Raw genomic sequence first — 14,055 nt, 5'->3', positions numbered from 1 at the left:
GCGCCGGTTCCACGATCGTGCGCCGGGAGCGCGTGACCCCGGTCACGTTGGCCGGGCAAATCGGACACCATCTTTGTGCACGCGTTCACAAAGACATAGCCTGCATTCGACGGGGCGGTCTGGGGACGAGTGACCGCCTGCAGCCCCGCTCTACCCGCAGGAGCACCGTGGCAACTGGCCGAACTCACCGACCGGCGACCCGCAGCCGAGGAATTCCCGAGGCCACCGTCGCCAGGCTTCCGCTGTACCTCCGAGCCCTCACCGCACTGTCGGAGCGCTCGGTGCCCACGGTCTCCTCCGAGGAGCTCGCGGCCGCCGCGGGGGTCAACTCCGCGAAGCTGCGCAAGGACTTCTCGTACCTGGGCTCCTACGGGACGCGCGGCGTCGGCTACGACGTCGAGTATCTCGTCTACCAGATCTCCCGCGAACTCGGGCTGACCCAGGACTGGCCGGTCGTCATCGTCGGCATCGGCAACCTCGGCGCCGCGCTCGCCAATTACGGCGGATTCGCCTCGCGCGGGTTCCGTGTCGCCGCGCTCATCGACGCCGACCCCGCGATGGCGGGCACCCCGGTCGCCGGCATGCCGGTGCAGCACACCGACGAGCTCGAGAAGATCATCAGCGACAACGGCGTCTCGATCGGCGTGATCTCGACGCCCGCCGGCGCGGCCCAGCAGGTCTGCGAGCGGCTCGTCGCCGCCGGTGTGACCTCCATCCTCAACTTCGCGCCGACGGTCCTGTCCGTGCCGGACGGCGTCGACGTGCGCAAGGTCGACCTCTCCATCGAGCTGCAGATCCTCGCCTTCCACGAGCAGCGCAAGGCCGGTGAGGACGCCGCCCCCGAGGGCCCCGTCCCGCCCGTCTCCGCCAAGCAGCAGCGCAAGGGACCGGACGGGGACGTTCCCGCCGTGATGCCGGCATGAGTCTCCTGGTCGTGGGGCTGAGTCACCGCAGCGCCCCGGTGAGCGTCCTGGAGCGCGCCGCGCTGTCCGCCGACGCGCAGGCCAAGCTCCTGCAGGACACCCTGGCCGCCGAGCCCGCCGCGGAGGCGGCCGTGCTCGCCACCTGCAACCGCATCGAGCTCTACGCCGACGTGGACAAGTTCCACGCGGGCGTCGCCGAGCTGTCCACGCTGCTCGCCCAGCACAGCGGCGTCGGCCTGGAGGAGCTCACTCCTTATCTTTACGTCCACTACGAGGACCGTGCCGTCCACCACCTGTTCTCGGTGGCGTGCGGACTCGACTCGATGGTCGTCGGCGAGGGCCAGATCCTCGGCCAGATAAAGGACGCCCTGGCGCGCTCGCAGGAGCTGCACACCGCGGGCAAGCTCCTCAACGACCTCTTCCAGCAGGCCCTCAGGGTCGGCAAGCGCGCGCACTCCGAGACCGGCATCGACCGGGCCGGGCAGTCGCTCGTCACCTTCGGCCTGGAGCAGCTCGCCGAGGGCGGCTCCGTGGAGAACTGGGCCGACGGCAAGCGCGCCCTGGTGATCGGCGCGGGCTCGATGTCCTCGCTGGCCGCGGCGACGCTCGCGCGCGCGGGCGTCCGCGAGCTGGTCATCGCCAACCGCACCCAGGAGCGGGCCCGGCGCCTCGCGGAGATCCTCGCGGACTCCGGCACCGAGGCCCTGGCACGCGCCGTCCCCATGGCCGACGTGGCCGATGAACTGACACGTGCCGACGTGGTCGTCTCCTGCACCGGTGCGACCGGACTCGTCCTCACGGCCGAGGCCGTCGCCGCCGCGGTGGGCCGTACGACCCCGCCGCCGGTCGTGCTCGAAGCCCCCGCGCCCGCCGTGGACCCGTTCGCGCCCGCGACCCCCGGCGGCGGAGGCGAAGCCACCGACTTCGAACAGCATGCCGCGTGGCTGGAGAAGGCGCCGGGCGAGGGCCCGGCACCGGCCGCCGCGCGGGACGGCGGCGCCCCCGGCGGGCGTACGACGTCACTCGCACTCCTCGACCTCGCCATGCCGCGCGACATCGACGCCGCGGTGCACCGCATCGACGGGGTGCGCCTCGTCGACATCGAGTCGCTCGCCGAGGCGTCCGCGGACGCCCCGATGGCCGACGACGTGGAGAAGGTCCGCGGCATCGTCTCCGACGAGGTCGCCGCCTTCGGCGCCGCCCAGCGCGCCGCGCACATCACGCCGACCGTGGTCGCCCTGCGCACCATGGCCGCCGACGTGGTGGCCGGTGAGATGGCCCGGCTCGAAGGACGTCTGCCGGGCCTGGAGGACAAGCAACGCGCGGAGATCACGCAGACCGTCCGCCGTGTCGTCGACAAGCTGCTGCACGCGCCGACGGTGCGGGTCAAGCAGCTGGCGAGCGAGCCCGGCGGCGCCGGGTACGCGGACGCGCTGCGCACGCTCTTCGACCTCGACCCGCAGACGGTCGCGGCGGTCAGCAGGGCTGACCACTTGAACAACGAGAACGACGACCCGAATAGAGGCCGGGCATGACCGAGAGGGCCTATCGACTCGGGACCAGGCGCAGCAAGCTGGCCATGACCCAGTCCGGCCACGTGGCCGAGGCTGTCCAGAAGCTGACGGGGCGTCCCGTCGAGCTCGTGGAGATCACGACGTACGGCGACACCTCGCGCGAGCACCTCGCGCAGATCGGTGGCACCGGCGTCTTCGTCGCCGCGCTGCGCGAGGCGCTGGCCAGTGGCGAGGTCGACTTCGCCGTCCACTCGCTCAAGGACCTGCCCACCGCGCAGCCCGCCGAGCTCACCCTCGCCGCCGTGCCGGTCCGCGAGGACCCGCGCGACGCGCTGGTGGCGCGCGACGGCCTGACCTTCGCGGAGCTGCCCGACGGCGCCCGCGTGGGCACCGGTTCGCCGCGCCGCATGGCGCAGCTGAACGCCTACGCGCGCAGCCACGGCATGTCCATCCAGACCGTGCCGATCCGCGGGAACGTCGACACCCGCATCGGATACGTGCACAAGGGCGAGCTCGACGCCGTCGTCCTCGCCGCCGCCGGACTCAACCGCGTCGGCAGGGCCGACGAGGTGACCGAGCTCCTCGCGGTCGACACCGTTCTGCCCGCCCCCGGCCAGGGGGCACTGGCGGTCGAGTGTGCCGCGCACAACGCGTCACTCGCCGCCGCGCTCGCCGAGCTCGACGACCCGTACACCCGGGCCGCCGTGACCGCCGAGCGGTCCCTGCTCGCCGCCCTGGAGGCCGGTTGCAGCGCACCTGTGGGAGCGCTGGCCGACGTCCTGGCCGACGGGCAGATTGTCAAGGAAATGCGCCTGCGCGGCGTCGTCGGTACGACCGACGGCTCGTCGCTGGTGCAGCTGTCCACCACCGGTCCCGTGCCCGAGACGGAGACCCAAGCCATGGCGCTGGGCCGCGAACTCGCGGCCGAGATGCTCGCCAAGGGCGCGGCCGGTCTGATGGGGGAGCGAGCACTTTGAGCCCCACCTCGAACCTTCCCGGCCTTCCCGCACACGGGCACGTCACCTTCCTCGGTGCCGGACCCGGAGATCCGGGACTGCTGACCCTGCGCGCCGTCGAGGCGCTGGCCCGAGCGGATGTGCTGATCGCCGAGCCGGATGTGCTCGACGTCGTCCGCGTGCATGCCAGGGGAGGTGTGGACACACCCCAGCCGACAGCTGACGACACGTCAATGACCGCCGACGCGACGCCGTTCCGAGCTGCGGCCAATCTTGTCATGGAGGCAGCGAAGGGCGGCAGGCGGGTCGTGCGTGCGGTGAGCGGCGACCCGGGCCTCGACACGTACGCGGCCGAGGAGATGCTCGCCTGCGCCGCCGCCGGCATCCCCTTCGAGGTGGTGCCCGGCATCGCGGCCGCCGTCGGCGTGCCCGCGTACGCGGGTGTGCCGCTGCGGGACGCGCAGGGCACGGACGTCCGCTTCGTCGACGCCCGTACCGCCTCCGACCGCTGCTGGAGCGAGGTCGGCGTGTCCGACGGGACCGTCGTCGTCTCGACGGCCCTGGACTCCGTGGCCGCGGCCGCCGGTGAACTGGTCGCCGCGGGCCGCAAGCCGGACACCCCGATGACCGTGACCGTCGCCGGTACGACGACGCGCCAGCGCACCTGGACCGCGACGCTCGGCACGGTCGCGCAGGTCCTCAAGCAGGCGAAGGTGCTGCCCTCGCCGGACGGCGGCCGGCCCGTCATAGCCGTGGTCGGCGAGTGTTCGGCCCCCGCCCAGCGCGACCAGCTGTCGTGGTTCGAGTCGAAGCCGCTCTTCGGGTGGCGCGTCCTCGTGCCGCGTACGAAGGAGCAGGCGGCCTCGCTCTCCGACCAGCTGCGGTCCTACGGCGCCGTGCCCCACGAGGTCCCGACCATCGCGGTCGAGCCGCCGCGCACGCCCCAGCAGATGGAGCGCGCGGTCAAGGGCCTGGTCACCGGGCGGTACGAGTGGATCGCCTTCACCTCCGTCAACGCCGTCAAGGCGGTGCGGGAGAAGTTCGAGGAGTACGGGCTCGACGCTCGTGCCTTCGCCGGGATCAAGGTCGCGGCCGTCGGCGAGCAGACCGCCGCCGCGCTGGTCGCCTTCGGCGTGAAGCCGGACCTGGTGCCGAGCGGTGAGCAGTCGGCCGCGGGGCTCCTGGAGGACTGGCCGCCTTACGACCCGGTCTTCGACCCGATCGACCGGGTGTTCCTGCCGCGGGCCGACATCGCCACGGAGACGCTGGTCGCCGGGCTCATCGACCTCGGGTGGGAGGTCGACGACGTCACCGCCTACCGGACGGTGCGGGCGTCGCCGCCGCCGGCGGACACGCGTGAGGCGATCAAGGGCGGTGGCTTCGACGCGGTGCTCTTCACGTCGTCGTCCACGGTGCGGAATCTCGTCGGCATCGCCGGGAAGCCGCACAACGTCACCGTCATCGCGTGCATCGGGCCCGCCACGGCGAAGACGGCGGAGGAGCACGGATTGCGGGTGGACGTGATGGCTCCTGAGCCGTCCGTCCACAAGCTGGCCGAGGCGTTGGCCGAGTTCGGTACGGCGCGGCGGGCGGCGGCGCTTGAGGCGGGGGACCCCGTCACTCGGCCCAGTGAACGTCGACCGGGGTCCCGTCGGCGCCGTACCGCCCCGTAGGTACCTTTGGGTGGGCGCCTCCCCATGTGGTGCTCTGCACCGGGGGCTGTGCCCACCCGTGCCGCCCTGCGGCACGACTGCCCACAGCGGGCAACGCCCTTGCGGCACGTCGGCCGGCAACGGGTGACCTGCAGCACGAGGTGAGGTTTCACGTGACCAAGTACGGATCGTTTCCCGGGGCGCGGCCGCGGCGGCTGCGGACCACGCCCGCCATGCGGCGCATGGTCGCCGAGACGCGGCTTCATCCGGCCGATCTGATCCTGCCCGCCTTCGTGCGCGAGGGGATCAGCGACCCCGTGGAGATCGGCGCCATGCCCGGCGTCTTCCAGCACACCCGCGACAGCCTGAAGAAGGCCGCCGTCGAGGCGATGGAGGCCGGGGTCGCCGGGATCATGCTGTTCGGCGTGCCGGAGGAGTCGAAGAAGGACGCCGTGGGCACGGCGGGCACCGACCCGGACGGGATTCTGCAGGTCGCGCTCCGCGATGTGCGCGACGAGGTCGGCGACGGCCTCATCGTCATGTCGGACCTGTGCCTCGACGAGACCACCGACCACGGTCACTGCGGTGTCCTGGACGACCAGGGGCGCGTGGACAACGACGCGACCCTGGAGCGGTACGCGGAGATGGCGCAGGTACAGGCCGACGCGGGCGCCCATGTGGTGGGCCCGAGCGGCATGATGGACGGTCAGATCGGTGTCATCCGTGACGCGTTGGACCAGGTCGGGCACGAGGACGTCGCCATCCTCGCGTACACCGCGAAGTACTCCTCGGCGTTCTACGGTCCCTTCAGGGAGGCCGTCGGGTCGTCCCTGAAGGGGGACCGCAAGACCTACCAGCAGGACCCGGCCAACATCCGGGAGTCGCTGCGGGAGCTGGCGCTCGACCTCGAAGAGGGCGCCGACATGGTGATGGTGAAGCCCGCGGGCCCCTACCTCGACATCCTCGCCCGGATCTCCGACGCGGTCGACGTGCCGGTGGCGGCGTACCAGATCAGTGGCGAGTACGCGATGATCGAGGCCGCCGCGGAGCGGGGCTGGATCGACCGGGACAGGGCGATCATGGAGTCCCTGACGGGGATCAGGCGCGCGGGCGCCAACATGATCCTCACGTACTGGGCGACCGAGGTGGCCCGGCAGCTCTGAGGCCCTTGACCTCCACCTTGGTTGAGGTCGGAGGGTGGTGTGCATCGACGTACGTTTCCACGTTCCGAGGAGCACACCATGCGCGCTGTCGTCCTGCACGAGTTCGGTCCCGCCGAGAACCTCCGCAACGAGACCCTGCCCGACCCCGTCGCGGGGCCGGGCCAGGTGCGGATCGCCGTGCGGGCGGCGGGAGTTCACTTCGTCGAGACCGTCATGCGCCGGGGCGAGGCGTCCGACATGGCGCCGCCCCTGCCCGAGCTGCCCGCGGTCTTCGGCGGTGAGGTCGCGGGGACGGTGGAGTCCGTGGGGACCGGCGTCGACACCGCGTGGCTCGGACGCTCCGTCGTGGTCCCGCGCGCGGCCCCCGGCGGGTACGCCGAACTGGCCGTCGCCGACGTCGGGCAGGCGCACGTCGTCCCCGACGGGCTGGGCTTCGAGGCCGCGGTGACGATGGTGATGACCGGCGCCACGACCATGGGGCTGCTCGGTGTCGCTCAACTGCGTCCGGACGACGTGGTGTTGGTCACCTCCGCCGCCGGGGGCGTGGGGCGGCTCGTCGTCCAGTACGCGCACTCCCTGGGGGCGACCGTGATCGGCGCGGCGGGCGGGCCCGCCAAGGTCGATGCCGTACGCGCCCTCGGCGCCGACATCGCCGTCGACTACGACCGGCCCGGCTGGGAGCGCGAGGTCGCCGAACGGCTCGGCGGCGGGCGGCGCGTCACCGCCGTACTCGACGGGGTGAGCGGGGATAAGGGCGCGGCGGCCTTCGAGCTGATCGCCGACGGCGGCCGGTACGTCGTCATCGGCTGGTCGTCGCAGACCGCCTTCGAGCCCGGCCCCGAGGTGCTCGCGGAGCGGGGCATCACCTTCACCAACGCGCTGCTGCACCTGCTGGAGAACCCCGGCGACGGCCCGGCGCACGAGCGGCAGGCCCTGGAGGCCGCCGCCAAGGGGGAGTTGGTGCCCGCCGTCCAGACGTTCCCGCTGGAGCGGGCGGCCGAGGCGCACGCCGCCATCGAGCGGCGGGAGACGACGGGGAAGGTGGTGCTGGTTCCGTAATGCCCTTCAGGCGCCGGGAAGTTGGGCGCGGTGAAGTTGCGTGGGGGGCTCCGGTCGGCATGGTGAGCCGACCGGAGCTCCCCCGTGCCGGGAGGGTCAGCCGAACATGCCGGGCTGGTAGTCCCCGGCGGGCTGCTGGACGATCACGTTCAGCCGGTTGAAGCTGTTGATCAGGGCGATCAGCATCGTCAGACCGGTCAGCTGCTCCTCGTCGAAGTGCTTGGCGGCGTTGCCCCAGACCTCGTCCGAGACCCCGCCCGCCGCGTCGGCGATGCGGGTGCCCTCCTCCGTCAGCTCCAGGGCGGCGCGCTCCGCGTCGGTGAAGACCTTGGCCTCGCGCCACGCGGCGACCAGGTGGACACGCGTCGCGTTCTCGCCGGCGGCGATCGCTTCCTTGGTGTGCATGTCGAGGCAGAAGCCGCAGCCGTTGATCTGGCTCGCGCGGATCCGGACCAGTTCCTGGACGGTGGCCGACAGCCCCGTTTCCGAGATGACCTTCTGGACCGCGGTGAGGTGCTTCAGGGCCTTGCCCGCGGACGGGCTGGCGAAGACGTTCAGACGGGCTTCCATGGTGTGCTCCTGTGCCGTTGGCCGGTGATTCCGGGTGGTTCACAGTGAGGACGGATGGACCCGGCGGGAATGTGACACGGGTGGATGTGACCCGCGTCTCACGTGATCGTCACCGGCGTGACGGGCCCGGGAGGTAGGGGGGCCGGTCGGCGGCGCAGGGAACCGGGTCGTGTGCGGTGCGCCGGTTGGAGCCCGGGAGCGGAACCGTGCTGTGCTGGTCCGTCGTCCGTGCGACGAACGTCGCCGCGCCCTCGTCCCGAGTGCCGGTTCCGTCGGTGCAGCCCGTCAGGGAAAGGGCGCCGAGTACCAGCGTCGTGACCGTGACGCCGCGGACAACGGGGGCGATCCGGGAACCGGTGAGGGGCATGGCTGGTCCTTACTGTGTGCCGGATGCGGCGTGCTTGGATTGCCTGGCGGAGCACAGCTTGTGCCGTGGCGGGACCTACGCGCCACGGGTGCGGGGGAGTTGGGGACGCTGGAACGTCCGCACCGGCTTTGAGCTGGGGGAACGTTGTTCCCTTGGAACGCGTGAATGGAATGGTGGAGGGCGGAGATGGCGACTCTCGCGGAGCTGCTGCGGGAGCTCAAGGAGCGGTCCGGGCTCAGTTACGGGGTGCTGGCCAAACGGCTCCACATGAGCACGTCGACGTTGCACCGGTACTGCAACGGGGACGCCGTGCCGACCGAGTTCGCTCCCGTGGAACGGTTCGCCCGCCTCTGCAAGGCGTCCCCGGAGGAGCTCGTCGAGGTCCACAGGCGGTGGATCCTCGCGGACGCCTCGCGGGGCAAGAAGGCGGAACCGGAACGCGCGGAACCCGCGGCGGTACGCGACGAGACCCCGCAAGTGCGTGCCGAACCCCCGCCGGGATGTGCCTGGCCCGAGCCGGACAGCCCCGGCTCCGCACCGGACAGCCCCGGCTCCGCCCCGGAAGAACCCGGCTCCGAGGCCGACTTGGTCACCGACCGGCCGCAGCGCTCCCCGGCGCGCAGACGCCGCCCCCTCATCCTCGCGGCCGCCGTCGCCGCGGTCGTCGGCATCAGCTCCGTCGCCCTCGCCATGAACGGCGACGATGACGGCGGCAACAAGCGGGACACGGGCGCCGCGGCCTCGCCCCGTCCCGGCGAATCCCCCGACGGTGCCCCCACCGGCAAGGGCAAGGACAAGGCCGACGAGGACAAGAAGAAGGTCGACGGCGAGAAGAAGGACGGCGCCTCCGCGTCGCCCTCCAAGAGCGGCGGCGCCGACCCCAGGACGTCACGGGGCCCCGGCAAGGGACCGGCCTCCGCGGGCGGCAACAGCGGCAGCTCCTTCGACGCGTTGACGGTGCGCACCAGGCCGTACGCCATGGACGACCCCTGCCTCCAGGACTTCCTCGTGAACCGGAAGGCCTCCGAGGTGCCGGAGCAGCCGGCCGTGCAGGACGCGGCCGCCTGGGTCGGCGACCTCGGAGCCGTCCCGGCGGGCCGGCAGCTCATCGAGGTCACCGTGCAGGGCACGGGCGAGGAGACCGTCGTACTGCAGGACATGAACGTCCGGGTGCAGAGCACCAGCGAGCCGCTGGCCTGGAACAACTTCCAGATGGCGACCGGCTGCGGCGGCGACGTCGACCCCAAGTCCTTCTCCGTCGACCTCGACGCCGGTTCGCCGAACGTCACACCGCAGTCGGGGCAGCGCGACTTCCCGTACAAGGTCAGCGAGAAGGACCCCGAGGTCTTCTTCATCATCGCCGACGCGGATCTGCACGACGTGCGGTGGTACCTGGAGCTGGAGTGGTCCAGCGGCAAGCGGCACGACTCCGTGCGCATCGACGACCAGGGCAAGCCGTTCCGCACCAGCGGCAAGAAGGGGCGCCCCACCTACGGGTGGCCGCCCGGCGCCGACAAGTGGACCAGGCAGCTCCAGGACGGCTGACCCGGTACGGCCACGTCCGCATCCCGGAATGGCGTGTGTAGCCCGCACCTACGTGCTTAGGGTGCGGGCTACACAGCTGCCAGAGCCCAAGGAGCTTCGCCGTGACCGTCATCGAGCCCTCCCGCACCGCAGCCCCCCTGCCGCCGTTCGCCGCGCGCGCCGCGGCCGTCGGGGGCTCGCCGGTACGGGACATCCTCGCGGTCACCGCCCGGCCCGAGGTCATCAACTTCGCGGGCGGCCTGCCCGCCCCCGGCCTCTTCGACGGCGAGGGCATCGCCGCCGCGTTCCGCGCGGTCCTCGAAGAGACGCCCGAGCGGGCGCTCCAGTACGCGACGACCGAGGGCGAGCCCGCCCTCCGTACCGCCATAGCCGCCCGCACGAGCGTGCGGGGCCTGCCGACCGACGCCGACGACGTGCTCGTCACCACCGGATCGCAGCAGGCGCTCTCACTCCTCGCGACCGCGCTCGTCGAGCCCGGCGACACCGTCCTCGTCGAGAACCCCTGCTACCTCGCGGCCCTCCAGGCCTTCGCGTTCGCCGGCGCCCGCGTGGTGCCCGTGCCCTGCGACGAGTCCGGCATCGACCCCGCCGCGCTCGAAGACCTCGTCGCCCTGCACCGCCCCAAGCTCCTGTACACCGTCCCCACCTTCCAGAACCCGACGGGACGCACCCTGCCCGCCGACCGGCGCGCGGCGATCGCCCGCGTCGCCGAGCGGCTCGGACTGTGGATCGTCGAGGACGACCCGTACGGCGAGCTGCGCTTCGAGGGGAAGCGCGCGCCCTGGATCGCCACGTACCCCGGCGCCGGGGACCGGACCGTGCTCCTCTCCAGCTTCTCCAAGGTCATGGCGCCCGGCCTGCGGCTCGGCTGGCTGCGCGCCCCCGCCGGGCTGCTGCGCGCCTGTGCCGTCGCCAAGCAGGCCGCGGACCTGCACACGCCCACCGTCAACCAGCTCGCCGCGGCACGGTACTTGGCCGACCGGGACCTGGACGCGCACGTCGCGCGTGTGGCGGGTGTCTACCGCGAGCGGCGGGACGCGATGCTCGCGGGCCTCGCGGACGCGCTCCCCGAGGGGTCCTCCTGGCTCCGTCCCGAGGGCGGCATGTTCGTGTGGGCGAAGCTCCCGGACGGCCACGACACGACGGAGTTGCTGCGGACCGTCATCACGCACGACGTCGCCTACGTCCCCGGCGCCCCCTTCTTCGCGGGCGAACCCGACCGGGCGACCCTGCGGATGTGCTTCGTGACGCAGACGCCGGAGGAGATCGCGGAAGGGCTGCGACGGCTGGGGCGTGCGCTTGTGGTGGCCTCTGGTGAAAACTGAGCGAACTCGCGTTATTTCAGAGGCAGTTGTCAAACCTCGCGCCTAAGGTGACCTCTGTTGAGAATTCATCCGCCTGGGGAGTGCGGATGCTCCACACAGAGGGGATCTCCCATGCGCAGTTCAGTTCTGCCTGTCCGCAGACTCGGGCGCGTCCTGGCCGGCTTCGCGGCAGTCGGCGGCCTGCTCGCCGTCGCCGCGCCCGCGCAGGCCGCGGCGGGCGACCCGGTCGCCGTCAGCTCCTACTCGTACACGAGCGCGGCGGGCGACTACATAGGCCAGGGCGAGTCGGGCACGTACAAGGACCCGCAGAGCCCGGTGCGGATCAGCGGCACGGCGGAGTCCCTCACGGTGCGGCTGCCCGACGCGGAGTGGAGCATCGACATCGCGGCGCCCCGGGGCGAGAAGCTGCACCCCGGCGTCTACCGCGGGGCCGAGCGCGCCGCGTTCCGCACCGGCCGCTCGCCCGGCCTCGACGTCAGCGGCGGCAGCCGCGGCTGCAACGAGGTGTACGGACAGTTCGCGGTCAACCAGATCGAGACGGACGCGGACGGCAACGTCACCGTCCTGGACGCCTCGTTCACGCAGAACTGCGAGAGCGCCACGGCTCCCGCGCTCAAGGGCGCCGTCAAGTACCGCGCCTACCCGCTGTCGTACCGCTTCCAGAGCGACCCCGGCGACTACATCGGCGGCGGCCTCACCGTCGGCTACACCGGCTCCACCAGCACCTTCAGGGCGTCCGGCGACGCTTCCCGGGTGCACTACTCGGTCTCCGGGAAGCGCGACGACTGGTCCGCGGACATTGGCGCGCCCGAGGGGCAGACCTTCGAGATCGGCAAGACCTACCGGGCCAACCGCTTCGGCGACGACGGCCTCGGCCAGCTCGACGTCTCCGGCGACGGCCGCGGCTGCAACACCACGTCGGGCGAGTTCAAGGTGACCAAGCTCGCCCTGGACGAGGCCGGTGAGGTGAAGGCGTTCGCCGCGACGTTCAAGCAGATCTGCGGCGACGGTGGCACCGCCGCGCTGAACGGCACCATCCACTACTACGCCTGACCCGCCCCGTCAGGACCGCCCGGGCGTCAGAGGCGCTCGGGCGTCCTGATGCCGAGCAGCGCCATGCCCTGGTGCAGCGTCCGGGCCGTGATGTCGCAGAGGAACAGACGGTTCTCGACCTGCGCCGGGGTCTCGGCCTTCAGGACCGGGCACTTGTCGTAGAACGTCGTGTACAGCGACGCCAGCTGGTACAGGTACGCGGCCAGCTTGTGCGGCGCGTACTCCGCGGCGGCCTCCGCGACCGTGTCGCCGAACGCGTCCAGGTGCAGGCCCAACGCGCGCTCGGCCGGGGCGAGTTCGAGCTCCGGGTGCGCCGCAGGGGCCGAATCGGCGCCCGCCTTGCGCAGGATCGACTTGATCCGCGCGTACGCGTACTGGAGGTAGACCGACGTGTCGCCGTTCAGGGACACCATCTGGTCGAGGTCGAACTTGTAGTCACGGTTGGCCGACGTCGACAGGTCCGCGTACTTCACGGCGCCGATGCCCACGTACCGCCCGTTCTCGACGATCTCCTCCTCGGAGAGGCCGACCTTCTCGGCCTTCTCCCGCACCACGGCCGTCGCCCGCTCGACCGCCTCGTCGAGCAGGTCCTCCAGGCGCACCGTCTCACCCGCACGCGTCTTGAACGGCTTGCCGTCCGCGCCGAGCACCGTGCCGTAGCCCATGTTGTGCGCGGTGACGTCGTCGTTCAGCCAGCCCATCCGGCGGGCCGCCTCGAAGACCATCTTGAAGTGCAGCGACTGCCGCACGTCCACCACGTACAACAGCGTCGACGCGTTCAGGTCCAGGACGCGGTTGCGGATCGCCGAGAGGTCGGACGCCGCGTACCCGAAGCCGCCGTCCGCCTTCTGCACGATCAGCGGGACCGGCTGGTCGTCCTTGCCGCGGATCTCGTCGAAGAACACGACGAGCGCGCCCTCGGAGCGGACGGCCACGCCCGACTCCTCCAGGAGACGGGCGGTCTCCGGCATCAGGTCGTTGTACGCGGACTCGCCGACGATCTCGTCGTCACGGACCTCCATGTCCAGCTTCTCGAAGACCGAGTAGAAGTAGACCTTCGACTCGTCGACGAAGCGCTGCCACAGGTCGAGCGTCTCCTTGTCGCCGGACTGCAGGGCGACGACCCGCTTGCGGGAGCGCTCCTTGAAGGCCTCGTCCGCGTCGAAGACGGCACGCGACGCCTTGTAGATCCGGTTCAGGTTCGACATGGCCTGCTCGCCGTCGACCTCGTCGGCCGGTGCCAGCTCGCCCGGGTTCTCGATCAGGTACTGGATGAGCATGCCGAACTGGGTGCCCCAGTCGCCGATGTGGTGGCGGCCGATCGTCTTCTCGCCGGTGAAGTCCAGCATGTGGCGCAGCGCGTCGCCGATGACGGCGGAGCGCAGGTGGCCGACGTGCATCTCCTTCGCCACGTTCGGCTGCGCGTAGTCGATCACCGTCGTGCCCGCGGCGGGGTTCAGCGGGACGCCGAGCCGGTCGCCGTCGGCGGCTCGGTCCGCGAGCGTCCGGGTGATCGCGCTGTCGGTGACCGTGACGTTCAGGAACCCGGGGCCCGACACCTCGACATCGGCGAGCAGGTCGCCGTGGGTGATCCGCTCGACGACCTGGGCGGCCAGCTCGCGCGGGTTCGCCTTGGCCTTCTTCGCGAGCGCCAGGATGCCGTTGGCCTGGTAGTCGGCCCGGTCGCTTCGTCGCAGCAGCGGGTCGGCGGCGCCGGCCTCCGGCAGGGCAGCCGAGAGGGCGTCCGCGAGGCGCTGGTGGACGGAAGCGGTGAGGGACGTGACCGAGGCCATGAATGGGTGCCGTTCTGCTCGGGTGCCTGGGTGTGCTGAAGCTACGAAAACCGAGTATCCCACGCGGTGAAAAGCGGTTTTCGCGGTTACGGGACGACCTGGGAGAATGGCTCCGTCAAGCGGTACTCATATAGA

Annotated in this window: 12 protein-coding genes; 9 read left to right on the top strand and 3 right to left on the bottom strand. The window is 71.6% G+C overall.

The genetic code is table 11. The features are described from left to right. Nucleotides 1-167 precede the first annotated feature (167 nt). The 6 genes from DEJ48_RS17100 (at nucleotide 168) to DEJ48_RS17075 (ending at nucleotide 7,267) form a co-directional block, all read left to right on the top strand. Nucleotides 168-923 (top strand): redox-sensing transcriptional repressor Rex, encoded by a 756-nt coding sequence (locus tag DEJ48_RS17100; RefSeq protein WP_150170720.1) that lies wholly within the window; start codon nucleotides 168-170, stop codon nucleotides 921-923. Beyond that, entirely contained in the window at nucleotides 920-2,458 is a 1,539-nt protein-coding gene (locus DEJ48_RS17095) for a glutamyl-tRNA reductase (RefSeq protein ID WP_150217035.1), read from the top strand. Before DEJ48_RS17100 ends, DEJ48_RS17095 begins: the two co-directional genes overlap by 4 nt. After that, nucleotides 2,455-3,414, top strand: coding sequence for a hydroxymethylbilane synthase (hemC, locus tag DEJ48_RS17090; protein WP_150217034.1), 960 nt, complete (start codon nucleotides 2,455-2,457; stop codon nucleotides 3,412-3,414). Before DEJ48_RS17095 ends, hemC begins: the two co-directional genes overlap by 4 nt. Beyond that, the gene (locus DEJ48_RS17085; protein WP_150217033.1) at nucleotides 3,411-5,066 is read left to right on the top strand and encodes a uroporphyrinogen-III synthase; all 1,656 of its coding nucleotides are present in this window, start codon (nucleotides 3,411-3,413) and stop codon (nucleotides 5,064-5,066) included. Before hemC ends, DEJ48_RS17085 begins: the two co-directional genes overlap by 4 nt. 152 nt (nucleotides 5,067-5,218) lie before the next feature. After that, nucleotides 5,219-6,208, top strand: coding sequence for a porphobilinogen synthase (hemB, locus tag DEJ48_RS17080; RefSeq protein WP_150217032.1), 990 nt, complete (start codon nucleotides 5,219-5,221; stop codon nucleotides 6,206-6,208). Between the two features lie 78 nt (nucleotides 6,209-6,286). Continuing rightward, nucleotides 6,287-7,267, top strand: a complete 981-nt coding sequence (locus DEJ48_RS17075; RefSeq protein ID WP_150217031.1) for a zinc-binding dehydrogenase — start codon at nucleotides 6,287-6,289, stop codon at nucleotides 7,265-7,267. Between the two features lie 96 nt (nucleotides 7,268-7,363). Here the strand turns inward: DEJ48_RS17075 and DEJ48_RS17070 are convergent, their stop codons facing one another. Together DEJ48_RS17070 and DEJ48_RS17065 are read right to left on the bottom strand one after the other, a co-directional pair. Next, on the bottom strand, nucleotides 7,364-7,837 hold the full coding sequence (locus tag DEJ48_RS17070) for a carboxymuconolactone decarboxylase family protein (RefSeq protein WP_150217030.1): 474 nt from the start codon (nucleotides 7,835-7,837) through the stop codon (nucleotides 7,364-7,366). Nucleotides 7,838-7,946: 109 nt separating this feature from the next. Continuing rightward, nucleotides 7,947-8,204, bottom strand: a complete 258-nt coding sequence (locus tag DEJ48_RS17065; protein WP_150217029.1) for a hypothetical protein — start codon at nucleotides 8,202-8,204, stop codon at nucleotides 7,947-7,949. 186 nt (nucleotides 8,205-8,390) lie between these two features. Here DEJ48_RS17065 and DEJ48_RS17060 point away from each other — a divergent pair, with 186 nt between their 5' ends. From DEJ48_RS17060 to DEJ48_RS17050, 3 genes are all read left to right on the top strand, one after another. Beyond that, nucleotides 8,391-9,749, top strand: coding sequence for a helix-turn-helix domain-containing protein (locus DEJ48_RS17060; protein WP_150217028.1), 1,359 nt, complete (start codon nucleotides 8,391-8,393; stop codon nucleotides 9,747-9,749). Between the two features lie 101 nt (nucleotides 9,750-9,850). Then, nucleotides 9,851-11,074: a PLP-dependent aminotransferase family protein gene (locus DEJ48_RS17055; RefSeq protein ID WP_150217027.1), complete on the top strand. Its 1,224-nt coding sequence runs from the start codon at nucleotides 9,851-9,853 to the stop codon at nucleotides 11,072-11,074. A gap of 111 nt (nucleotides 11,075-11,185) precedes the next feature. Then, on the top strand, nucleotides 11,186-12,127 hold the full coding sequence (locus DEJ48_RS17050; RefSeq protein ID WP_150217026.1) for a hypothetical protein: 942 nt from the start codon (nucleotides 11,186-11,188) through the stop codon (nucleotides 12,125-12,127). A gap of 26 nt (nucleotides 12,128-12,153) precedes the next feature. Here DEJ48_RS17050 and argS read toward each other — a convergent pair whose 3' ends face one another. Next, nucleotides 12,154-13,920, bottom strand: a complete 1,767-nt coding sequence (gene argS, locus DEJ48_RS17045) for an arginine--tRNA ligase (RefSeq protein ID WP_150217025.1) — start codon at nucleotides 13,918-13,920, stop codon at nucleotides 12,154-12,156. Between the last annotated feature and the right edge of the window lie 135 nt (nucleotides 13,921-14,055).

The organism is Streptomyces venezuelae (assembly GCF_008642315.1).
Classification (GTDB): Bacteria; Actinomycetota; Actinomycetes; order Streptomycetales; family Streptomycetaceae; genus Streptomyces; species Streptomyces venezuelae_D.
This window is presented reverse-complemented; position numbering and strand designations above follow the sequence as displayed.